Raw genomic sequence first — 22,646 nt, 5'->3', positions numbered from 1 at the left:
TACACCACGTCGTGGGACACGACCAGCAAGAATCGCGTTTCCGGCCGCGAGCCCCTCTGCTAACCTCTCCCTTCCGAAGACGAAGTGCCCTCCGAAGTGGCTTGAAGGTGAGGCAACAAGCGGAAACTGGGGCCACCAGCACACGCTGTCCGGTTTGAGCGCGGTGTCCGATCGATGATCGGCTTGGTTCGCATGTATGCAACTACGGGCGTCGCTCACTACTTGGTTCTCATGCTTGGCGCGTCACTACTGGCGTAAACGCGCCGATCCCTGGGGCCGCCATTGACGGGCAAGCGATCGCATCCTACCCGCGCAAACAATGGCGGTCGTCGAAAGTCGCTAGCGTGTGGGCGCCACTGGAAGCAGCTCAACGCCTACCGCCGTTTAAGCGCCACTCTGAAAGGCCCTTATAGTGTCTCGAGGATCGACCGAGACCGGCGCCAAGGTCACCTATTGGCTGCCGAAGCCGCCAGGCTGCGCTTCATTGGCACTTGTTCTCTCGCGTCGGGTATCGCGCCAGATCACGAGCCCGACGATCGCGATGGCGGCGAGCAGTGCAGTGGGCATGGCGGCCGCCATGATCATCAGAAGGACATCGTTACCAGGCATCGCGTCGCTCGAATGCGGTGAGATCATCGAGCATATCGCGCGGCGCGCACGAGGCAAGCGGAGTTCGTAGCGGCCTTGACGGGCTCGTCTTTATGGGGCCTTCTCGCGACGCTCCATCCCGCCTATCATGGTGCTACCGCTGCAGAGGGTTTCTGCAGAGGGTTTCGCTCATTTTTGTGTCTTGCCGTGATCCCGAGTGATCTTCGAGTCGTGCAAGTCACTGATTTTTGGTGTTTGCAGCGGGTTTTGAGGGGGTATCAGGCCCCTTGCGCCGCACTTGTAATGCGAAGGTCGGGAGTTCGATTCTCTCCGCCGGCACCAGACTGACCCGGCGCTCGCCTAGTGGTCCATGTTCCTATGACGCCCTCGGCTGGATCTCGCCGGGATCGCTTGCCCGGCCTTCACCGAAGCCGCTTGGTCATGCAAAGAGCGGACGCGGGGCACAGTCCGGCGAACTGGGGGAGACGACGGATGGCCGCCGGCACTTCTTCGCGCTCTGCATGCTGATAGCCCAGTGCTGTGAAGTAGGCGTGGGCGCCCTCGGTCAACAGGTACAGGCTCTCTAGACCTTCGTGCCTCGCTGCACGCTCGGCTGCCGCGACCAGACTCGCGCCAATGCCACAATGTCTCCGCTTCGGGACGACGCCAAGTGATCTCAGGAGCGCAGCGGAACCGGCGCGCTGCAGCGCAACCACGCCGACGGTTTGGTCATCCTGCTTCGCCTCGATCCAGGCAATGCCGGCACCAGAGGACGCATCGGTGGCAACGAGGCCGCATTCCCTGAGGAGGGCATCGATGGCCTCGGTGTAGGTGGTTGGTTGCAGCGTCGGCAGGCGGGTCATTCGACATCCCGATGTTGCGGAAGCGTATCGGTGATGGTGTGCCATCCGGCCTTGCTGCCCACGAAAATGTGTCGCTCCGGCACCACACCCGGGTCGTCGTCCAGTGTGCCGAGCGCAATCGTGAGGTTGGCGGTGTCGCGGTCGAAGCGGGTGAGGATGGGGGAGCCACAGGTGCTGCAGAAGCCCTTGTGCTCGCCGGGCGAGGATTCGTAGTAGCGAATGGTTTCGGCGCCCGCTGTCAGCTCGAGCTCTGCGGTGCGCACCCGCGCTCGGCTCTTGAAGGCCGCACCGTGGTACTTGCGGCACATCGAGCAGTGGCAGTTGAGAATGTCGAAGAGCGCGCCGCTGATACGAAAGCGCACGCGGCCGCAGAGGCAGCTACCGCGTACGTTCACGATGCGATCCCCTTTTCCGGTGCCGGGTCGTGAGCAGTCTGCGACTGCGCCCACTGTGGTGGGCGCTTGGCGAGAAATGCCGCCGTGCCTTCGCGGAAATCCGCTGCACCGGCTGCCAGGCCGAAATGGTCGGCGCCGAGCCGCAGCGCGGCATCGAGGGGCAGCTCCATGCCGCGCTGCAGGGCGTCGCGGGTCAAGCGCAGCGCGTGCGGCGCGCCAGCGTGGACGCGCGTCAGCAGCTCCTCGCATGCGGAATGCAGCATGTCCGCCGATACCGCCCGATGGATCAGGCCCATCGTCAGCGCCTCCTCGGCCGTGATCGTATCCCCGGTCAACAGCAACTCGGTCGCCCGCGTGCGGCCGACGAGACGAGGCAGGCGACTGGTGCCGCCGAAACCGGCGACGGCGCCGATACGGACTTCCGGGTGGCCCAGACGTGCGCCCTGGACGGCGATACGGAAGGTGCAGGCTTCGGCGATCTCCAGCCCGCCACCAAGGGCATGGCCGTTGATCGCCGCGACCTCGATCTTCTCGGTGAGCGCAACCGCCGTCCGGGCATAGGCACGGACCTCGGCTGGCGCGGCCGCGGACAGATAAGCGATGTCGGCGCCCGCCGAGAATGCGGCTTCGCCCGCACCGGTCAGCACGACGGATCGCGCGTCCGGAACCGCCGCGGCCTGGTCGAGGCGCGCATCGAGCTCGCGCAGCATTTCCGGCGAAAGCGCGTTGCGAGCACATTCGTTGTTGAGCGTCAGCCAGGCATTGCCGTTGTGGATGCGGTACTGCACTTCAGCTTGCGACATGCGGTTGCTCCGGTTGATGTGTCCAGTTGGCGCGAAGTAGTGCGCTGGTCCGGGGTGTGGTCAGAATCCGTACGTGATGGAGACGGTGACGCGGTCCCGTTGGTCGAACTGGCCGAAGCGGCCGTTCGAGGGGCCGTAGAAGACATCCGCGCCCAGGCGCAGCACGAGGTCCGCGCGGTAGTCGTAGCTCAGGCTGGCGCGCAGCAGGCCATCGCCGGCATTGATGTCGTGAATGAGCTGGCTGCGCAGCGTCAGCGTTTCGTTGCGGAAGCTGCGCTCTACGAGCTGGGTGACATCCCATTCGACGCGGTCGCGCGTCGCCGCTCCCTCGGACAGGTCCACCCAGCTGGCGAAGAGCTGCGCGGAGACGATGGTGTCGCTCAGACCCATCCAGTCGAGGCCGAGCACGGCCGAGGCCTCGCGGCTGTCGATGACGCCATCGGCGTCCCGCGGGTCGGCGGCGATGAGGCGGCGGTGCGTGGCGTAGGCCAGCTCGCTGCGCAGCGTGAAGTCGCCGATGGCATTGGCGGCTGAGCCGCCGACGGTATGCGTGCGGTAGTAGCGCGGCGTGACCGTGATGCCTTCGTCCGCGGCGGCGCGCGGAAAGGCCGGGCGGTCGACGTAGTGGTAGAGATAGTTCAGCGTCAGATCCCAGCCGCCGATGAAGGCCGACAGCTGGGCACCGGCATCGCCGTCCGCGAGGCGGTTGCGCGGCGCATCCGCGGGCTGCTGTCGTACGCGGACGCCGGGCGGAGGTACCGGCACCAGCTCCGGGGCGGTGATGGCGAAGGCGCCATCGGGTGGCGGCAGCGCGTCCACGGTCACATCCGGTATCGCGATCAGCTGCGCCTGCCAGACCGGCCCCAGCGGGAACTCGGCGCGCAGCGACCACTGCGGGATCCGCGAGTCCTCGAAGTCGGGCAGGATGAATTCGCGGAAGCTCTGCGGATTGATTCGGTCCAGCAGCTTGAGGCCGTCGGCCTTGCCCCAGACGATCTGCTGCTTGCCGGCCCGCAGATAGAGCGGGCCCAGGTAGATGTCGGCGTAGAGCTCGCGCAGCGCGAGCTCGCCGTTGCTGCCCAGCGCATGCGGCCGGCTCCAGGCGTCGTAGCTGTCACGGTCGAGGCGGCCGGGCTCGAGTCGGTCGAGAGCATCCGTACGCAGTCGTGCGACGGCAGTCACGTCGAAGCCCCACGGGCTGCGCCATTCCAGGTCCGGCAGCAGCGTGAGCTCGGCCTTCTGGCCGTGGCCGTCCGTGGTCTGCACGGCCGTGGCCACCTCCGCCGTGCCGCCCAGCCGCCAGCCGGCCGCCGCCACGCTTGGCGTCACGGCGAGCAGCAGCCAGGGAAGCCACCCCCGCATCAGTAGCGCAGGCCTCGCGACAACGCGCGCTGCTTGAAGGCGCTGTCGTCGATGTCGAGGCCGTACTCGACATTGGATATCGCCAGCCGTGTGCTGTGACCGGTCTTGTGGTTGTCGACCGTGATCTCGTGCACCGTCCAGATGTCCTGGACCTTGCGGAAATCCGAGAAGTGCACGGTCTTCAGCCGGTTGCCCTGCAGGTCCCGGTTCTCGGCCTTGCGGATGGTCGCGCTGTCGGGCGCGACATACCAGCGCGCGCGGCTGTAGCCCAGCTCCTCGGCGATGCGCTCGCTGACCGGCTCGCCTTCGACGACGATGACGGCGGTGCCGTCGACCGTGTCGCGACCGACGGTTTCGAAGCGCCAGTCGCTGAGCGAAACCTTGCTCTGCCGCTTGAGGTCCTCGTAGGTCAGATCCGTGCCGAGGAAATAGTCGCCGCGATCGGAGGCCGAGATGCGCCGCGTCTTGCGCGCTGCCGGCAGGTAGAGCCACTGGTCGTCGTCGCGCTCGGGATCGGCGTAGTCGTAGGTCAGGAAGGCGGTGCCGCGGATGTTGCTCGGCTCGCGGTAGAACAGCACCTGCTTCTTGTCGTCGCCTTCGTAGCGCCGCAGGGTGACGGCCTCCTGTTCGCGGCTGCGCCCGTGGCGGTCTGTGAGTACGAAGCGGATGCGCGACTTCCGGGTGACGCCCTCATCGCGTGCGTCGACGGCGGCCATCAGCTGCGGGCCTGCGGGCAAGGTGTCCTGCGCCTGTGCGACGGCGGCGGCCGCGAGGGCGGCGAGCAGGAAGAGGGGGCGCAGGCGGGCAAGGCCGCGCTGCTGCTGCGGATGGGTGGGCATGGATGCGTCCTCCGATGCGGTGGCGGGAAACAGGCGCTGCGGGCCGATGAGGGCGAGCAGCGCCGGCAGTGCGGTGAGGCTGGCGGCGAAGCTGGTGAGGACGGCGACGGCCACCAGCAGGCCGAAGTCCTGCAGTGGCGGCACCGAGGAACTCATCAGCACACCGAAGCCCAGCGCGAGGGCGAGCAGGTTGAAGAGCAGCGCGCGCCCGGTGGTCGGGAACAGAGCGGCAACGGCCTCCGGGTAGCTCGCCCCCTGCTCGCCGATCAGATGGCGCAGCCGATCCAGCGTGTGTATGGCGAAGTCCACTCCCAGCCCGATGGCGATGGCCGCGAACATGGAAGTACCGATGCCCAGCCAGATGCCGGCATAGCCCATCACGGCGAAGACCATCAGCACCGCGAAGGCCACCGGCAGCGTCGCCAGCAAGCCGAGCACGAAGGAGCGGAAGAACAGTGCCGAGGCGAAGAGGACCAGGGCGAGGGCGAGCGCCATGCCGTTGCGGGTGCTGTCGGCCAGCGGTGCCAGCCAGGAGTGCGCCAGCTCCAGCGCGCCGGTGGCCGTACCGCGCATCGCCTCGGTGTTGAAGTGTTCGCGCAGGTGGTTTTCCAGGCCGGTGACGATGGGCGCGGTCGCGCGGAAATCGTCGTGCCGCATCTGCCCGCGGATGTGGGCGCGGCGATAGTCGTAGTCGACCCACTCCTGGAAGTCGGTGGGCGCGCCGGAGGCCGAGTAGAGCAGGAAGTACTGCGCGATCAGTTGCGCGTTGTCGGGTATGCGGTAGTAGGCCGGGTCGTCGCCATTGAAGGCGCGATGCATCTGCTTGATGAAGTCGACGATGGAGGTGGTGTTGCGCAGGCCGCCCTCGGTCTCCATCCATGTCTGAAGCCGGTCGATGCGGCGCAGCTTCTCGGGATCGAAGAGCGCCTCGCGCGCGTCCGTCTCGATGGCGACGTCGAGGTAGTAGGTGCCGTCGAAGCGCGCGTTGATGGCGCGGTCGGCCGCGCGCAGCGGGTTGCCCTGCTCGAAGCTGTGGATGCGCTGATCGTTGAAGACGACCTGACCGGCGCCGACCGCGCCGGCGACGGCCAGCGCCGCCGCGGCGGCAACCGTGGCGCGGGGATGGCGGCCGACGATGCGACGCATGCCACGCATCAGGCGGCTCGACGCGTCCGGTGTCGTGTCGGCGGTCGTTCGCAGCGCGCGCGAGGGCCGCGGGCGGAACAGCGACAGCAATGCCGGGAGCAGCAGCAGCGACCACAGCCAGGCGGCGCCGACGCCCAGTGCGGCGAACAGACCGTAGGACTGCATGGGCGGCAGATCAGCCGCGATGGCCAGGCCGAGGAAGCCGGCAGCGGTGGTGGCGGTGGTCAGTGTCACCGGCCGCCACATCGCGGCCATCGCGCGTGCCACCGCCTCCTTCGCCGCGATGCCGGGTTCGCGCGCGATCTCCTCGTAGTACTGCCCGAAGATATGGATGCTGTCGCAGACCGCGATGCCGATCAGGATCACCGGTAGCGAATTGGTAATGACGTAGATCGGCACGCCGGCCGCTGCCATGGCGCCCAGGCCCGTCGCCACCGTGCCCAGCACGACCACGTTGGGCAGCAGCACCCCGGACAGGCTGCGATAGGCCAGCAGCAGCACCAGGGTGATCAGCACCGCGGCCACCGGGTTCAGGCGGCTGGCGTCGGCACTGATGTACTCCGACAGATAACCGCTGACCGCGCCCTGGCCGGCGACATGGATGCGGTCGCCCGGTCCGGCGACGCCGGCCTCGCGCGCCTGTTCGGCGAGTGCGCGCAGGGCGAAGTAGACGTCCGTGGCGGCCGACTCGTCCAGCAGTTCGGCGACGATGAGGGTGCCGCTGCCGTCGCGCGCGACCAGATTGCCGAGATAGAGCGGGAAGCGCTGCAGCTGCTGCCAGACGGCCTGCGCGGCCTCCGGTGTTGCCGGCGGCGCTTCCCAGAAGGGTTCGACCAGCATGCCGTCCTGGGTGCCCCGGATGTCGTTCTCGGTGGCCAGGCTCGTGATCCGCTCGGGGTCGATGCCCTCGACCTCGGCGATGCGCTCGCTGAGCCACTGCACCAGGCGCAGGGATCGCGGATTGAAGACGCCCGTGTCGCCATCGTTGATGACCGCCACCACCATCGGGTCCTTCAGGCCGAAGGTCGCCTCGACCTGGTCGCGGTAGGTCAGCGATGGGCTGCCATCCGGCACGAAGGCTTCCGGGGTCGTGTCCTTCTCCAGGCTGGTGAGTTGCGTCGCCAGCGCGGCGATGACCGCGACGCACATGACGATCACCAAGGCCCGGAAGCGAAGTGCGGCGAGAAAGAAGCGGTATGCGTGGTTATTCATGGAACTACCTGTCGGCCGGTAGGGAAAGCGGTCAAAAAAGGGATCAGTCCGCCAGGTGCAACTGCTGCAAGCTGCGTCGGCACAGTCGTTCGAAGAGCGAAGCGTTGCCACGCGCACGCGCGGTAACGATCGCCCCCTGGACGCTGGCGATCACCCACGTCGCGATCTCTTCCGGGTCTTGCGATTCCCCGGTGGCATCGCCCGCCTGAGCGGCAATGAGCGCCTGCTTCACGAATCGGTGCTGCGCGTCGAACAGGCGATTCACGGCCATGCGCACTGCATCGCCGAGGTGCGGCCAGGCGGCGGTAAAGGCGCCCCCCGGGCAGAGCTTGTCTCCGGCCTGCAGACGGTCGCGATAGAAGTCGAAGCAGTAGGCCTGCAGCCGAACCATCGGAGGCTCGTGCTCGAATCGGCGCGCCCAGTTTCCGAAATCCTCCGCGGCCCGATCGAGCATCGCCACGGCCAGCGCTTCCTTTGTCTCGAAGTGATGGTAGATGCTCGCCTTGCGGATGCCCACGCGCTCCGAGACATCGCGGAACGTCAGGCCGTAGTAGGACGCGTCCTGTACCAGCAGCCTCGCCGCTTCGACGATCGCTTCACGTGTGTTGGTGGGGTTCATTAGCCTACCTTACGACAGGTAGTTTCGCCCGTCAATCCGCGAACCCGCTGCTTCATCGCGCTGCCTAGGCGATGCGCGTCGAGAAGAAGTCGACGAATGCGCGCACCCGGGGGGCGAGCAACTGCGAATGCGTGAACAGGATGGAGACGGGTTGCGGGGACGGCATGACATCGTCGAGGACCGACTGCAATGCCCCGGACGCGAGGTGCTCGCGAACCCGATAGGTCGGTACGTAGATGAGCCCCGCCGCTCCGATTCCTGCGCCGACGAGTGCATCGGCATCGTCGACCGCGATCGGCCCTTCCGGGCGCCATCGCACGGTCTTGCCCTCGGAATGGAACTGCCATCGGAAGGGGGTGGCTGTACCCGGATAGCGGAAGTGCACGCATCGATGATCGCGAAGGTCATCGAGGGATGCGGGGACGCCATGCATGCGGAAGTAGTCGGGCGATCCGCATACCCGATAGTGGACGTGACCGGCGGCACGCGCCACGAGCCGGCTGTCGGTGAGCGCACCGATACGTACCGCCACATCGATGTTCTCCTCGACGAGATCCACGCGTCGGTCGGTAAACGCGATGTCGAGGCGCAGTTGCGGGTACTGGTGCTGGAACGCGCCGAGCAGCGGCGCCACGCAGCAGCGGCCGAAGACCATCGGAAGGCTGACCCGCAGAGAGCCCGAAGGCGCCTTTCCCGCTCCCTGAGCGGCGTGCTTCGCGGCTGCGAGCGCGTCGAGGATCTCGCGCGTCTGCTCGAGGAACACCTCTCCCTCCTCGGTCAGTCGCAGCTGCCGGGTCGTGCGCGCGAACAGACGAATACCGAGTTCGTGCTCCAGGCGGTCGACGGCACGACTCACTGCGGATGGCGACTGTCCCAACTGCCTGGCGGCGGCACTGAAGCTGTCGTGCCGCGCGGTCTCGACGAAGGCGGTCAGGGAAATCAGATCCACAAGCTTTGCCATAAACGCACAAGTGAATTGCATAGAGCCGCATTTATCCGTCAAACGCAAGCGTCTAGGGTTCGCCGAATCACTGGCACGAGGCGAGGCACGCATGGCATCGACATCGAACCCATCCTGGCAAATGAACGCATACGGATTGGAGAATCTCGCTCTGCATGACGGACCCATGTCCGTTCCGGGGCCGCAGGAACTGCTTGTCCGCGTGCGCGCGGTTTCGCTGAATTATCGCGACCTGCTGGTCGCCGAAGGGGCGCTGCAACAGGTCACGGAGTTTCCATTCGTCCCCGCATCGGACGCTGCGGGCGAGGTGGTCCGCCTGGGGGAGCACGTGTCGCGTCATCGCGTTGGCGATCACGTGATCAGCCATTTCCATACGCGCTGGATGGATGGCGATCTGCCCGCAGAACCCCATCTGCACGGCGACACGCTCGGTGCTCCGCTGGCCGGCGTGCTGAGTCGATACGTCTGCTTGCACGAGGACTGGGTGTTGCCCGCTCCCTCCGGGCTTTCCGCTCGTGCTGCCGCGACCCTTCCGATCGCTGCTCTCACGGCCTGGTCCGCGTTGTTCGAGCAAGGCGGGCTCCGTCCGGGCGAGACCGTTCTCGTGCAGGGTACCGGCGGGGTGTCATTGTTCGCGCTTCAGTTCGCCAAGGCGGCCGGTGCGCGCGTCATCGTGACCTCCAGCGATGACGAGAAGCTCCGGCGCGCGTGCCGCCTGGGAGCGGATGACGCCATCAACTACACGTGCCACCCCGATTGGCATGAGGAGGTCCTGCGCATCACCGACGGGCATGGCGCCGACGTCAACGTCGAGACCGTGGGCGGTCGGAACCTGAGGAAGTCGTCCGCGGCCGCCGCATTGAACGGCCGCATCGCGCTCATCGGGTTTCTGGATGGCGCGGATGCCGCGGTCGACCTGCCGCCGGTCCTCCTCAAGCGATTGCGGATCGCGGGGGAGACCGTAGGCCACCGTCGCAGCTTCGAGCGCATGCTCAGGGGAATCGTTGCCGCTGGCATCGAGCCCGTCATCGACAGCGTGTTGCCCTTTGCCGAAGCACCCGGTGCGTTCGACCGACTGCGCAGGGGGCCCTTCGGGAAAGTGGTGATTGATGGGCCGACGGAGGCGTGAGCAGCCGACGCGCCGGTTACGGGGGCGCGGGAATGGCGCGACAGCGCCCCGGCCGGGGGTACGGCGCGCAGGAGGCTATCGGTCCATGGCCCTTGTCGCGGCGGGCGGTCGTCGGTCTCAGGGCGTACTGCAACCCCGCGCCACCATCACGAAGCCGCTGAAGGGTGCCATCGTGACCGTCGGTTCGGCATCGGCGAGCGCGCTGGCCTGGATGGCGTGGCCATCGTGCCCGGGCGGTGCGGTGTCGGTGTACAGCGTGGTCGCGGCGTCGGCGCAGCCCAGTTCGGCGAGGTCGAGCCGGACGGTGCGGGTGGCGCCTTCCGGTGGGGTGTAGTTCGGACTGCTGGTGTCGGAGGTGGGCGCGATGAAGCGTGTCTCGCCGTTGATGCCGCCGATGTACCAGTCCGCGCCGGCGCGGCGCGCGACCACGGCGTGGGTCCCGATGGCGCCTTCGAGTAGGCGGGATTCATCCCATGCCGCGGGCACGGTGGCGAGGAAGTCGCGGATCGGCTCGGGCAGGCCGGAGTAGCCGACCTCGTCGTCGGACATGGTGCGGAGGCCGGCCTGGTAGGTGATCATCAGCGCGAGCTCGTGCGCGGGGGTGGTCCGCCGCGGGTTCGACTCGGGGTTGGGCTCTGCGAAGAGGATGCCACCGAAGTCGAAGGTCCCGAGGATGCCGCGCAGCAGGGTCTGGGTGACGTGCAGCTCCGGCACGCGGTCGGCGGAGGCGCCGGAGCCGCGGTAGACCTGCGAGGAGACACCGCCCTCGTAGCCGACGAGGTTCGGCCAGGTGCGCTGCAGGCCGCGCGGCACGGTGACGTTGTGGAAGGACACCATCAGCCGGTGCTCGGCGGCGGCGGCGAGGATGGCGCGCCGGCGCGCGATGCTGTCCTGCTTGTCCGATTCCCACTTGTCGATCTTCACGCCGGCGACACCGATGTCGGAAAGCATCGAGAAGATGCGCTGCGTAGACAGTGCGCTGGCGAAGCGGGTCTGGTTGTACCAGACGAAGAGGCGCAGGCCGCGCTGGGCGGCTTCGTCGACCAGGCGCTGCAGCAGGTTGCGGTCGCCGAGCAGGATCATCGGGATGCCGTTGTCGTCGACCATCAGCTCCCAGTCGGAGTCGACCAGCACGTAGGACCAGCCCAGTTCCTCGGCGACGTCCATGTACTGCCGGATGCGCGGCAGCGTGGTCAGGCTGGTTTCCTTGATGTAGTCGAAGACCGATGTGCCGGGCACGATCCACGAGGTGTCGACGATGCGCTGCGGCTCGGCGAGGTCGGTCTCGGCGGTGGTGCGGTAGATGGCCGGTAGATCGGAGCCGACCGCCACCCAGCGCCACGGCGACACCCAGGTGCCTTCCTGGCGCGGAGCGCCGCGGCCCGGGCCGTTGTCGGTGTCGAGCGGGAAGGCGACGCTGAAGACCGCGGCGGGCGTGCCGCCGGCGTCCACGATCGGGACCTCCGCCGCCAGATGCGTGTGCGGCCAGTCTGCCGCGCCCAGCGTCTCGGAGAGCAGCAGCCACTGCGGGTCGCCGTCGGCGTCCGCGTTCCGCAGCAGCATCGGGTAGGCCCAGCCGGCGGGCGTGGGTGCGGCGGTGCCGATGGGCGGGTAGCCGGGCGCGCCGCGTTCGAGGTACATCTCCTGCGACTTGGGCGATTCCGGCGTCTGGCGCTGCGCGATCTGCATGCCGCCGCCGGTCGGCACCGGGACGGGGAAGGTGCTGAGCTCGGACCGCACCTCCTGCGGGCCGTCGCCCTCGACGCGGTAGCGGAAGGCAAAGCCGGTGTCCCAGACCCGCATCTGGATCTCCATCACCGGGCCGTCGTCGGCAGCACGCACGAACCAGGAGCGTTCCGTGGCGGTGGCGGCGACCCGCGACTGGCGGCCGGCGACCAGGGTGTAGTCCTGCGTGATGCGGCGTGGCTGGCTCGGCGGTGTGGCCCAGGTCAGCGCGCTGCCGAAATCGGCGGCATCGGTGATCAGCCCCAGGCGGCCTTCTGACAGCAGTGGCGCTCCGTCGCGCAGCACGTCGTAGCGCAGCGCGCCGTCGACCAGCGTGACTTCCGCGCTGATGGTGCCGCCGGGCGACGCCACGCCGTCGCGCGGGGTGATCGGCGCGTCGGTGGTGCGGCCGTCGTCACTGCCGCAGGCGCCGAGGGCGGCGATCAGCAGCAGGAGGGTGATGCGGGGAAACAGCCTGCGTCCGTGCGACACCGCGGCGCGCTCCATGGGGCGGAAGGAAGCGCGGCAGCATGCCGGGCCCGCGTGTCACGGCGATGACCGCCCGGTGGTTGCCCCCTCAGCGTTTCGGCATGGCCTGCTGCCGGGCATCCTCGAGCCGGTAGATGATGCCCTCGGATTCGTCGTCGATCAGCGTGAAGGTGCCCGCCAGCATCACCGGTTCCCACTGCATGCTGATGCCTTCGGTCATGCGGATCTCGACTGCGCCGGCCGGGCCGCCCGGCACGTGGAAGAAGCACGACGGTGGAGTGGACACCAGCAGGAAGCGGCGCTGCTTCTCGGCGGTTTCCAGCGGCAGCATGAAGCCAGCCAGTCTCACCGCTTCGCCGTCGAGCGCACGTGCCTCCGCCGAGAAGATGACGTTCAGCGTGTAGTCGCTGCGGTACTGCACCCGGCTGCCGAGGAGCGTCTTCCACGGGGTGACGCCGTCGATCTCGTCGAACCCCTGCCAGTCGAGTGCTTCCTGCGCGATGACGTTGAGCCCGATCTCCGAGGCTTCCTCGCCCCATCGCACGGTGACGGTATCGGCGCCGGTCCGGCTCGGCCGGATGCCGAAGGTGGCCTCGCCGATCTCGTCGGTCTCGGCGCGCGGCGCGGTCATGAGCTCCGTCTCGCGCGCGGTCGACACCGACAGCGTCTCGCCCTCGATGGGCTCGCCGGCCGCATCGATCAGGCGGGCGGTGACGTAGACGGTGGTGCCCGCGATGACGTCCACCATCCAGCCACCGTCGCCGGTGTCGTAGGCCCCTTCGTTGTACAGCACGATCTCCGCGCCGTCGGGTGGCGGGGTGGTGGGCACGGCGTTCTCGCTACCCGCCGGCGGGGGCTCGGCAGCGAGCTCGGCGGCGGTGAGACCGCCATCGCCGGCAGTCGGTGCTGGCTGCGCGGGGGTGACCTCCGGCGCGGGCGCGGCAGGCAGCGCGGCCTCATCGGGCGACTGCGAGCACGCCGCCAGGAGGCCGGCGATCAGAAGGATGGAAAGGTGGGTCTTCATGCCGATTTCAGAACGCTTGCAACGTCACTCCGGTAGGCGCGGATCGCGGGCAGCAATGCCGCCAGTGCCCCGACGACCACGCCGTAGCAGAGCAGCCATCCTTCTCTCGGCACCCAGTGTGCGCCACTGAGCCCGTCGGTGGCCGCGAAGTCCAGCCACTGGCCGATGCTGCTGGCAGTGCCGTGCCCCAGCGCCAGCCCGGCCATCGCCCCCGCGCTGCTCAGCAGCATGCCCTCGATGAGCAGGCTCAGCAGCACCTCGGCGCGCGTCGCGCCCAGGCTGCGCAGCAGCGCCAGCTCGTATCGGCGGGCTTCGAGCGCGTGGTAGAGCGCGATGAAGACCCCCAGGCTCGCGGTGACGACCAGGACCCACGCGAAGGCGCGGAAGCCGTCGATGCCGACCCCGAGCAGCTGCAGCATGCGGCTGGTCTGCTCCGCGGGCGAAGCCGCCTGCAGCGGTGACTGGCTGTTGATCAGCCGCGGCAGCCGCGTGGCGGCGAAGGGGGTGGCGTAGTCCAGCAGCATGCTGGTGATCTCGGGTGCCTCGGGCTCGGCGTCGCCGTGGATGGCCCAGACGCTCTGCACGCTGGTCAGCACCAGCCGGTCGATCACGGTGCCCGTGGGCGCGAGGATGCCGACGACCCGGTAGCGGTTGTCATCGTGCACGTGGCCGCCGGCGGCAAGACCGTGCACGCCCGCGAATCCGCTGCCCACCGAAAGGCCACGCGCGGCGACGTCGGCACCCACGGTGACCTCGCCGCGTTCGGTCCACAGCCGGCCGGTCCGGAGCTCCGCGTCATAGACCGCGGGGTAGGCGTGCGTGGTCCCCACGATGCGGAAGCCGCGCCAGGAGTCGCCCAGTGCCAGCGGGATGGCGCCGCGCACCATGGGGTGCTCGGCCCAGCGCTCGGCCTCGGCCAGCGGGATGTTCCCGGTGGGGATGTCGGCGTGGTAGATCGCCGACAGCACCAGCTGTGTCGGGCTGCCCTTGGCGCCGAGGACAAGGTCGATGCCGGCGGCGTCCTGCGTCATGCGTTGACTCAGGTGATGGCCGAACAGCAGCAGCAGCACGATGGTCGCCATGCCGACCGCCATCAGCGCGGTGTTCAGTGCCGCCGCCAGCTTGTCGCGCATGATGTTGGCCCAGGCCAGCGACAGCAGGGTCATGCGGCTGCCGCCTCCGGTGCCTGCAGGAGGGTGGCGGACGGGAACCGGTCGCGCAGGCGCTGATCGTGCGTCACCACCAGCAGGGTGGCGCCTTCGCGCTCGCTGGCCGTGCGCAGCAGCTGGATGACCTCGCGGGCATTGGCGTCGTCCAGGCTCGAGGTGGGCTCGTCGGCCAGCAGGATGCGCGGCTGGTTGATCAGCGCCCGGGCGATGGCGACGCGCTGGGCCTCGCCGTGCGACAGCTCGGCGGGCATGGCGTCGGCGCGGTGCGCCAGCCCGAGCGCGTCCAGCAGCGCCAGCGCGCGCGCCCGGTCCGGCGGCTTGCGTCCGAAGTGACGCGCCAGCGCCAGGTTGCGCAGTACCGATACCGCGCTGACGAGATGCAGGCGCTGGAAGATCAGGCCGATGTTGCGGCCGCGGAAGCGGTCGCGCTGTGCGTTCGAGAGCGCGCGAAGATCCTGGCCGTCGACGCGGATGCTGCCGGCGTCCGGGAGCATGAGTCCGGCCAGCGCGTGCAGCAGGGTGGTCTTGCCGCAGCCGGAAGGGCCCAGCACCAGATGCTGCGCGCCGGCTTCCAGCGACAACGCGTCCAGCGACAGGACGGCCCGGTCGCCGTAGTGGTGGCGGACAGCGCTTGCTTCGATCAGCGCGGACATTGTGTTACTTTATAACATATGAACAGGAAGGCCTCACCCGACGCGCGCTCCTGGCTCGACTGGTTCGGCGTTGCCGTTGCATCCGGTTGCGCCGTGCACTGTCTTCTGCTGCCGCTGTGGCCGTTGATCGGCATGGCGCTTCTCGCGGATCCGGCGGTCGAGCGCGGAGCACTGATCGCGTCCGCGCTGCTCGCCACGGTTGCCATCGGTCACGGCGCCTGTGCGCGTCACCGCAGGGTGTTCCCGGTGATCGTCATGGTAGCCGGTTTCGCGCTCTATCTCGGCAAGGACGCCATGGGCGAAACGGCCGAGCCCTTCCTGCTCGCAGTAGGCGCGGCGCTGGTGTCGTGCGCGCATCTGATGAACCTGCGCTGCCACCGCGCCGGCACGACTCAGTGATCGTGATGCGCGTCGCCCTCGGTCGGATGGCCGTCCCCGGCATCGTGGACGTGGACCTCGCGCGACACGGTCAATAGCTGTTCGTCCCGCCGTTCGATGGCCAGGTCGAGGGCCAGCGCGCCGGTCGTGTCCCACGTCAGTTCCGGAGCGCGAACGACGATGCGGTAGCCGCCGCCCGGTACGCGCAGCGTCCCGCCTGCCTCGACCGCGATGACGGCCGCATCCGGACCGGACTCGTGCAGGATGACCGTCTCCGCGCTGTGCTCGACGTGCGCGCCCACCAGCCGGACGGCCTCGTCGGTGTCGTTGTGGAGCACGAGGTGGGCGTGGGCATGTCCAGCCTCGCCGGGGCGCTCGATCCATGCATCCGCGATGGTGACCGAGCCCGACGAACCCGAGCACGCGGCGAGGAATGCGCACACGACCATCGGGGCGGCGGCGAGCAGGAGGCGCGGGAAGGGCTTCATGGCGTCAGGCTCCACGGCGGGTTCGGAATGGATGTCGGTGCGGCTCATGCATCGGCGTCGCCGGCGGTCCATGACGGAAAGGGGTCGGGCAGGCCGGCCCAGCCCGCCGGTCCGGCATCGATCTCTTCCGGCGTCAGCAGCGCGCCGTCGAGGCGGGTGCGGATGGTCGGTTCATCCAGCCCCTGGCCGATGAATACCAGTTCCTGGCGGCGGTCGCCGAAGCGGCCCCAGCTGCGGGCCGCCATGCGTTCGCGCCAGCCGGGTTCGTCGGGCCAGTGTTCGGTCGGGACCGCAGCCCACCAGTAGCCGGCGGGCCCGTGGCGCACCACGCCGCCGGCCTGCGACCACTGCCCGGCGATGTCGAAGCGCGTCGCCAGCCAGAAGAAGCCCTTGGAGCGCAGCAGATTGCCCGGCCAGTCGCCGCTCAGCACGGCGTCGTGGAAGCGCTGCGGGTGGAAGGGGCGGTCGGCGCGGTAGACGAAGCTGGCGATGCCGTACTCCTCGGTCTCCGGCACATGGCTGCCGCGCATCTCCTGCAGCCAGCCCGGCGCGGCGGCGGCGCGCTCGAAGGAGAAGCGGCCGGTGTTCAGCAGCCGGTCGATGGGCACGCGCCCGAAGCTGGCGGGCACGATCTCGGCATGACGGTTGAGCTGGCGCAGCACCGCGGTCAGTCGCTCGCGCTCGGCGCTGCCCACCAGCTCCATCTTGTTGAGCACGATGACGTCCGCGAACTCGACCTGATCGACCAGCAGGTCCGCGACCGTGCGCGTGTCCTCCTCGCCGAGGCTCTGCCCGCGCTCGGCGAGATCGTCGGCCCGATCGAGATCGACCGTGAAGTTCACCGCATCGACCAGCGTCACCATGGTGTCCAGCCGCGCCACATCGGACAGGCTGTGGCCAGCCTCGTCGCGGAAGGTGAAGGTCTCGGCCACCGGCAGCGGCTCCGAGATGCCGGTGGATTCGATCACCAGCGCGTCGAAGCGCCCCTCGCGCGCCAGGCGCCCGACCTCCACCAGCAGATCCTCGCGCAGCGTGCAGCAGATGCAGCCGTTGCTCATCTCCACCAGCTTCTCGTCGGCGCGGTTCAGATCGACCTCGCGCTGAACCAGGTCGGCGTCGATGTTGACCTCCGACATGTCGTTGACGATGACCGCGACGCGGCGATCCTCGCGGTTGTGGAGGATGTGGTTCAGCGTGGTGGTCTTGCCGGCGCCGAGAAAGCCGGAGAGGACGGTGACGGGCAGGGTCATGGCGGAATAAAATATGTTATAACATCACAATTATGGCATTCGGCCCGGATCGTGGCAATCCGCACGTGCCGGTGTGTGCGCGTCGGCTGACCGACGCCGGGCCTCGAGGAGCAATATGACGAAGACGGCAGCCGGCACGGCTACGGCCCATGACGGAGCGACGCGCCATGGGCGCTGACAGCAGGCGCCTGCAGGCGGAAGGGGCGCAGCGTCCGCCGCCCAGCCGCGCCGAGGCCGAGGCGGCGGTCGAGACACTGATCCGCTGGGCCGGCGACGAGCCGTCGCGCGAGGGGCTGCGCGACACGCCGCAACGCGTGGTGCGCGCCTACGAGGAATTCTTTGCCGGCTACCGAGAGGGCCCCGAAGCGCTGCTGTCGCGCACCTTCGAAGACGTCTCGGGCTACCGCGACATCGTCCTGCTGCGCGACATCCGGCTGGAATCGCACTGCGAACACCACATGGTCCCGATCATCGGCACGGCCCATGTCGCTTATCTGCCGGATCGGCGCGTGGTCGGCATCAGCAAGCTGGTGCGCGTGGTGCACGCGCTCGCGCGCCGGCTGCAGACGCAGGAGACGCTGACCGCGCAGATGGCGGACGCCATCGAGGTCGCGCTCGCACCCCGCGGTGTCGGCGTGATCGTCGATGCCGCCCACCAGTGCATGACGACCCGCGGCGTGCGCCAGCCTGGCGTATCCACCGTGACCACCGCCTTCAGGGGCGAGTTCGAATCCCGCGAGTGCCTGCAGGACAGGCTATGGCGCCTGCTCGGCTGAAAGGCCCTGCGTGCCTTCGAAGCGCGCCAGGTCGTCGGCCGCGGTCTCCGCGATCCAGTCGGCAACAGCGCGGAAGCGCCGGATGCGGGCGGCATCCTTGTGCCGAAGCAGCCACATCTCGCGCGTCACTTCCGGTTCCGGACTGAGCCGGGTCAGGCGGGCCGACTCGGCGAGGAAGCACGGCAGCAGCGCCAGTCCGAGGCCGGCCTCGCAGGCGCGCTGCAGCGTGCGCACCGAACGCGCGCGCAGGCGCGGCGGGGACTCGGGCTTCAGCGCCGCAAGCCAGCGCATCTCGCTGATGTCGGCGAGCTCCTCGCTGAAGGCCAGCCATGGCAGCTCGCGCCATCGTTCGCGCGGTGTGTCGCGGAACGACGGGGCGCCGTAGACGGCCATGCCGATCCGGCCGATGCGCCGCATGATCAGTGCGGCGTCCCGGCGCGGCCGCGCGATGCGGATGGCGATGTCGGCCTCGGCCCGGGTGAAGGACAGCGCACGGTTGTCCTCGATGAGCTGGAAGGCGAGCTCGGGATGGCGCGTGGACAACCGGTCGAGTGCGGGCGTCAGCCACTCCGAGATCAGGGCGTCCACCGAGGTGATGCGCACCGTCCCGGCCACGCGCTCGCTCTCGTTGCGGGTGGTGTCGACCAGCCGGTGCACGTCGCCGTGGATGCGGCGCGCGCCCGCGATGAAGGTCCGGCCGGCATCGGTCGGGCGGTAGCCGCCCGGGCCGCGGATGAAGAGCCGGCTCCGAAGCTGTCCCTCGGCGGCGGTCAGGCGTCGGCTGACGGTCGAGACATCGATGCGCAGCGCCTCCGCGGCCCGGCTCATCGAGCCGGTGTCGGCAAGCGCCAGCAGCACGGGGATGTCGTTCCAGTCGAAGGCGGGCGATTTCCGGGCCATGGCGATCAGCACGAATGCAAGTCCAATTTGCATTCTTGCAGCTTCCTCGGTGCGCGACGCACGGTTAACGTACCGGCACCAACCCTTCGCGGAGGCTGTCGGCCATGACCATGCACGCGGCACGGACCGGAGTGACCAGCCCGTCGCGGAGCGGCATCGGGCACTGCTGCGCGGCGCATGCACCGGATGGCCTGCGCGCGGCGATGGTCGCCGCCTCCGGCGACGAATCCCCGGTTACGCACCCCGGCACGCTCAGGCCGAAGGCCATCGTCCGCGACTATCCGTTGATCGACGAGCTGCTCGATGCGCGTCGTGCCATCTTCGGCGGCGACGATCAGGAAGCCGTGTTCCGCGGCTACCGCAGCCACGCCTATCACATCCTCAACTTCGCGCGGCAGTGGATCGAGCCGACCGGCGACAGCGACGACAAGCTCGCCATCTGCGCCGTGTTCCACGATCTCGCGGCCTGGCCGGACGACAACCTGGACTACCTGCGGCCCTCGGCCGATCAGGCCGGCGCCTATCTCGACGCCATCGGCAGGAGCGACTGGAAGCCGGCGATGCGGCTGATGATCGAGTCGCATCACAAGATCACGCGCTACCGCGCCGAGCACGCCTACTGGGTGGAACCGGTGCGGCGCGCGGACTGGTGCGATGTCTCGTTCAACCTGCTGCGCTTCGGATTGCCCGGGACCTTCATCCGCGAGGTGAACGCCGCGTTCCCGATCGGCGCGTTCTACCCCGGGCACGTCGCCCGGGTGTCGCTGAAGTGGGTTCTGCGCCATCCGCTGAACCCGCTGCCCATCCTGCGCTGGTAGGCGGGTCGCGGTCGGACCGGGCCGGTGGGCCGGTCTCGGCTCAGGCGGCGTCGGGGATCCGGCCGGCCTGCGTGGCGAAGAGCGCTTCCAGCGGTTCCGGACGGTGCTCGATGAAGCCCTGGATGCAGTCGATGCCGATCTCGCGCAGCGCTTCGACCTCCTGCGGGCGCTCCACCGACTCGGCGATGGTGGTCACGCCCATCACCCGTGCGACCTCGGCGAAACCGCGCACCGCCGCGGCATCGAGCGGGTCGTCGGTCAGGCGGCGCACGAACTCGCCGGCGATCTTGAGGATGTCGATGGGGATGGCCTTGAGGTAGCCCACGGTCGCGGTGCCGGACCCGAAATCGTCCAGCGCTACCCGTACGCCGAGCCTGCGGACATCCTCGACGAAATCGGCCGCCGTGGACAGGTTGCCCAGTGCCGTGGTCTCGGTGATCTCCAGGCAGATGCGGCGCGCCACGTCCGGGTCGACGAACTCGAACAGCGCCTCCGCGAAGTTGCGGAAGCGGCGGTCGCAGATCGAGCGCCCGGACAGATTGACCGACAGCATGGAGACGCGGTCGCGATGCGGATAGCCGGCCAGCCAGTAGACCGCCTTCTCGAGCACGTGACGGTCGATGCGCGGCGCCATGTGGAAGCGCTCCGCGGCGGGCATGAAGGCGGACGGTGGAATGATGCTGCCGTCCTCGTCCCTTAGGCGCAGCAGTACTTCCGCCGAGATGCCCTCGTGGCGCGCCGGGCGCAGCGGCACGATCCGCTGCGCGTAGAGCGCGAAGCGATCGTGCTCAAGGGCGTGCTCGATGCGCGTCGCCCACTGCATCTCGCCGCGCCGGGCCCGCATGGCGTCATCGGACTCCGCCCAGACGTGGACGCGGTTGCGGCCCGATTCCTTGGCGGCCATGCAGGCAGCATCGGCCGCCTGCATGACCGAGGCACCCGAGTCCCAGCGACCGTCGATCGCCACGAGGCCGACGCTGCAGCCGACGTGGAAGCTGCGCTCGCCGTGCACGAAACGGAACGCATCGATGCAGGCGCAGACGGTCTCGGCGATGCCGCGGGCACGCTGGAGGTCGCAGTTGTCCAGGATGATGCCGAATTCGTCTCCACCCGGTCGGGCGACGAGATCGCTGCGGCGCAGCTGCTCGCGGATCAGTGCGGCGATCTGCTGCAGGAGCCGGTCGCCCTCGGTGTGCCCGCAGCTGTCGTTGACGATCTTGAATTCGTCGAGATCGATGAACAGGAGGGCGTGCTCGGTGCCCTTGTCCCGGGTATCGGGGACCATGCGCTCCAGCCGGCTCTCGAACTCGGTGCGGTTGCACAGGCCGGTGAGCGCGTCGTGCGTGGCGCGATGGGTCATCTCGCGGGCCAGATGCCGCTGCTCGGTGACGTCGTGGAACACGAGCACGGCGCCCAGCGTCGATCCATCGTCGGCGCGGATGGGCGCGGCCGAATCCTCGATGCCGTATTCCTTGCCGTGTCGCGAGATCAGCACGCTCTGCTCCGGGAGCGCCACGGTGACGTGGTCGCGCAGGCACGCCTCCACCGGATCGGGTGCCGGCGCCCGGGTCTCCTCGTCGACGACGCAGAAGACCTCGGGAAGCGGTAGCCCCCGCGCGCCGGCGCTGGTCCAGCCGGTCATGCGTTCGGCCACCGGATTGAGCCACTCGATGCGGCCGCGCGGATCGGTGGTGATCACGCCGTCGCCGATCGACGCCAGGGTGACGCGCAGCAGCTCGTGCTCGTGTGCCAGATTCGTGCGCAGCCGGCGCGATTCGGTGATGTCCTGGAAGGCGCCGATGAGGCGGCTGATGCGCCCGTTCTCGTGCACCGCGTTGCCCACCGCGCGGACCCAGATCCGGCGGCCGTCCGCCTGCCGGAACGGCAGTTCGAGATCGTATCCGATGCCCTCGGTCCGGCAGCGCTCGACGGCCGCGGCAATCACCGGGCGCGCTTCCGGTTCGTAGAAGTCCAGCGCTTCCTCCAGGGGCGGGAAGCGACCCTTGGGCAGACCGTGGATGCGGTGTGTCTCGTCGGACCAGGTGAGCGCGCCGGTCTCGCAGTCGAGCTCCCAGCCACCGACGCCGGCGATCTCGCTGACGCGGCCGAGGCGCTCCTCGCTCGCGCGCAGCGCCTGTTCGCGCAGCTTGCGCTCGGTGATGTCGATGTGCGTGCCGAACATCCACTCCGGCTTGCCGTCGTCGGTCCAGGTCACCACGCGGCCGCGGTCGAGCACCCAGATCCAGTGGCCGTCGCGATGGCGCATGCGCGCTTCGCACTCGTAGAAGTCGGCTTCGCCGGTGAAGTGCCGGTTCAGGAGCTCCCCGGAGCGTCCGAGATCGTCGGGATGGGCGTTGCCCAGCCAGGTCTCGATCGAGACCGGCGCCAGCTCGTCCAGGGTGTAGCCGATGAACTGGGCCCAGCGTTCGTTGAAGCGCGTCTCGCCGGTCTGCACGTTCCATTCCCAGGTCCCGGCCCGGGTGCCCTCCAGGGTGTGGATCAGCCGCGTCCGTTCGGCCCGGAGAGCCGCTTCGCTCCGCGAGAGCGCCACCTTGGCGCGTCGTCCCTCGAGCGCGTGGGTGACCGCCAGTCCCAGCAGCGTCAGGATCTGGCGCTGGGCGTCGGTCAGGCGTCCGGGCTGGCGGTCGATGACGCACAGCGTGCCGACGGTCGCACCATCGCTGAGCGTCAGCGGAACCCCCGCGTAGAAGCGGATGCCATCGTCGCTCCGGACGAAGGGGTTGTCGCGGAAACGCGCATCGGCACGCGCATCCGCCACTTCGAACAGGCCGGGCTGCCGGATGGCGTGCTCGCAGAAGGCGGCATCGCGCGGTGCTTCCCGGGCGTCGCCGAAGCCCAGGTTCGCCTTGAACCAGACCCGGTCGGCATCCACCAGGCTGATCAGCGCTATCGGGCGTTCCATGGCCTCGGCGGCCGCCCGCGCGAGGGTGTCGAACTCCGCTTCGGTTCCGGAGTCCAGGATGTCGAGCTGCCGGAGGGCTTTCAGGCGCTCATTCTCGTCGGTGATCGCGTGGGACATGGGCACTGGCGGACTCCCG

At 68.8% G+C, this 22,646-nt stretch carries 20 protein-coding genes; 4 read left to right on the top strand and 16 right to left on the bottom strand.

The genetic code is table 11. The annotated features are described in order from the left end of the window. Nucleotides 1-450: 450 nt before the first annotated feature. The 8 genes from KAH28_RS00655 to KAH28_RS00620 all read right to left on the bottom strand — a co-directional run bounded on the left by KAH28_RS00655 (nt 451) and on the right by KAH28_RS00620 (nt 8,836). Nucleotides 451-636, bottom strand: coding sequence for a hypothetical protein (locus KAH28_RS00655; RefSeq protein ID WP_290573867.1), 186 nt, complete (start codon nt 634-636; stop codon nt 451-453). A gap of 374 nt (nt 637-1,010) precedes the next feature. Further along, nucleotides 1,011-1,451, bottom strand: a complete 441-nt coding sequence (gene arsN2 / locus KAH28_RS00650; protein WP_290573866.1) for an arsenic resistance N-acetyltransferase ArsN2 — start codon at nt 1,449-1,451, stop codon at nt 1,011-1,013. After that, entirely contained in the window at nt 1,448-1,846 is a 399-nt protein-coding gene (locus KAH28_RS00645; protein WP_290573865.1) for a GFA family protein, read from the bottom strand. Before KAH28_RS00645 ends, arsN2 begins: the two co-directional genes overlap by 4 nt. Next, nucleotides 1,843-2,634 (bottom strand): enoyl-CoA hydratase-related protein, encoded by a 792-nt coding sequence (locus tag KAH28_RS00640; RefSeq protein ID WP_290573864.1) that lies wholly within the window; start codon nt 2,632-2,634, stop codon nt 1,843-1,845. The genes KAH28_RS00645 and KAH28_RS00640 overlap by 4 nt, the downstream gene beginning before the upstream one ends. Before the next feature lie 75 nt (nt 2,635-2,709). After that, on the bottom strand, nt 2,710-4,011 hold the full coding sequence (locus KAH28_RS00635; RefSeq protein WP_290573863.1) for a DUF1302 family protein: 1,302 nt from the start codon (nt 4,009-4,011) through the stop codon (nt 2,710-2,712). Further along, a complete protein-coding gene (locus tag KAH28_RS00630; protein ID WP_290573862.1) occupies nt 4,011-7,208 on the bottom strand; it encodes an outer membrane lipoprotein-sorting protein in 3,198 nt (1,065 codons plus the stop codon). The genes KAH28_RS00635 and KAH28_RS00630 overlap by 1 nt, the downstream gene beginning before the upstream one ends. A gap of 43 nt (nt 7,209-7,251) precedes the next feature. Then, nucleotides 7,252-7,827, bottom strand: coding sequence for a TetR/AcrR family transcriptional regulator (locus KAH28_RS00625; protein ID WP_290573861.1), 576 nt, complete (start codon nt 7,825-7,827; stop codon nt 7,252-7,254). Between the two features lie 64 nt (nt 7,828-7,891). Then, entirely contained in the window at nt 7,892-8,836 is a 945-nt protein-coding gene (locus KAH28_RS00620; RefSeq protein ID WP_290573860.1) for a LysR family transcriptional regulator, read from the bottom strand. Nucleotides 8,837-8,879: 43 nt separating this feature from the next. Here KAH28_RS00620 and KAH28_RS00615 point away from each other — a divergent pair, with 43 nt between their 5' ends. Then, the gene (locus tag KAH28_RS00615) at nt 8,880-9,917 is read left to right on the top strand and encodes an NAD(P)-dependent alcohol dehydrogenase (RefSeq protein ID WP_290573859.1); all 1,038 of its coding nucleotides are present in this window, start codon (nt 8,880-8,882) and stop codon (nt 9,915-9,917) included. Between the two features lie 117 nt (nt 9,918-10,034). Here KAH28_RS00615 and KAH28_RS00610 read toward each other — a convergent pair whose 3' ends face one another. From KAH28_RS00610 to KAH28_RS00595, 4 genes are all read right to left on the bottom strand, one after another. Continuing rightward, nucleotides 10,035-12,134 (bottom strand): glycoside hydrolase family 97 protein, encoded by a 2,100-nt coding sequence (locus tag KAH28_RS00610; protein ID WP_290573858.1) that lies wholly within the window; start codon nt 12,132-12,134, stop codon nt 10,035-10,037. 85 nt (nt 12,135-12,219) lie between these two features. Then, complete coding sequence (locus tag KAH28_RS00605) at nt 12,220-13,155, bottom strand: DUF3299 domain-containing protein (protein ID WP_290573857.1); 936 nt, start codon at nt 13,153-13,155, stop codon at nt 12,220-12,222. Next, nucleotides 13,152-14,321: an ABC transporter permease gene (locus KAH28_RS00600; protein ID WP_290573856.1), complete on the bottom strand. Its 1,170-nt coding sequence runs from the start codon at nt 14,319-14,321 to the stop codon at nt 13,152-13,154. Before KAH28_RS00600 ends, KAH28_RS00605 begins: the two co-directional genes overlap by 4 nt. Beyond that, the gene (locus KAH28_RS00595) at nt 14,318-14,977 is read right to left on the bottom strand and encodes an ATP-binding cassette domain-containing protein (RefSeq protein WP_290573855.1); all 660 of its coding nucleotides are present in this window, start codon (nt 14,975-14,977) and stop codon (nt 14,318-14,320) included. The genes KAH28_RS00600 and KAH28_RS00595 overlap by 4 nt, the downstream gene beginning before the upstream one ends. 18 nt (nt 14,978-14,995) lie before the next feature. On the opposite strand from KAH28_RS00595, the gene KAH28_RS00590 reads away from it, so the two are divergent. Further along, complete coding sequence (locus KAH28_RS00590; protein ID WP_290573854.1) at nt 14,996-15,376, top strand: MerC domain-containing protein; 381 nt, start codon at nt 14,996-14,998, stop codon at nt 15,374-15,376. Here the strand turns inward: KAH28_RS00590 and KAH28_RS00585 are convergent. Beyond that, nucleotides 15,370-15,891, bottom strand: coding sequence for a hypothetical protein (locus KAH28_RS00585; RefSeq protein WP_290573853.1), 522 nt, complete (start codon nt 15,889-15,891; stop codon nt 15,370-15,372). The genes KAH28_RS00590 and KAH28_RS00585 overlap by 7 nt on opposite strands. Next, nucleotides 15,888-17,093: a zinc metallochaperone GTPase ZigA gene (zigA, locus tag KAH28_RS00580; RefSeq protein WP_290573852.1), complete on the bottom strand. Its 1,206-nt coding sequence runs from the start codon at nt 17,091-17,093 to the stop codon at nt 15,888-15,890. The genes KAH28_RS00585 and zigA overlap by 4 nt, the downstream gene beginning before the upstream one ends. A gap of 167 nt (nt 17,094-17,260) precedes the next feature. Here zigA and folE point away from each other — a divergent pair, with 167 nt between their 5' ends. After that, nucleotides 17,261-17,869, top strand: a complete 609-nt coding sequence (gene folE, locus KAH28_RS00575; RefSeq protein ID WP_366918098.1) for a GTP cyclohydrolase I — start codon at nt 17,261-17,263, stop codon at nt 17,867-17,869. Here folE and KAH28_RS00570 read toward each other — a convergent pair. Beyond that, on the bottom strand, nt 17,849-18,802 hold the full coding sequence (locus KAH28_RS00570; protein WP_290573850.1) for a LysR family transcriptional regulator: 954 nt from the start codon (nt 18,800-18,802) through the stop codon (nt 17,849-17,851). The genes folE and KAH28_RS00570 overlap by 21 nt on opposite strands. 71 nt (nt 18,803-18,873) lie before the next feature. Here KAH28_RS00570 and KAH28_RS00565 point away from each other — a divergent pair, with 71 nt between their 5' ends. Next, nucleotides 18,874-19,587: a hypothetical protein gene (locus KAH28_RS00565; RefSeq protein ID WP_290573849.1), complete on the top strand. Its 714-nt coding sequence runs from the start codon at nt 18,874-18,876 to the stop codon at nt 19,585-19,587. A 40-nt stretch (nt 19,588-19,627) separates the two neighbouring features. Here the strand turns inward: KAH28_RS00565 and KAH28_RS00560 are convergent, their stop codons facing one another. Then, nucleotides 19,628-22,627 (bottom strand): EAL domain-containing protein, encoded by a 3,000-nt coding sequence (locus KAH28_RS00560; RefSeq protein WP_290573869.1) that lies wholly within the window; start codon nt 22,625-22,627, stop codon nt 19,628-19,630. Between the last annotated feature and the right edge of the window lie 19 nt (nt 22,628-22,646).

It is taken from the genome of Algiphilus sp., from assembly GCF_023145115.1.
Lineage (GTDB): Bacteria > Pseudomonadota > Gammaproteobacteria > Nevskiales > Nevskiaceae > Algiphilus.
This window is presented reverse-complemented; position numbering and strand designations above follow the sequence as displayed.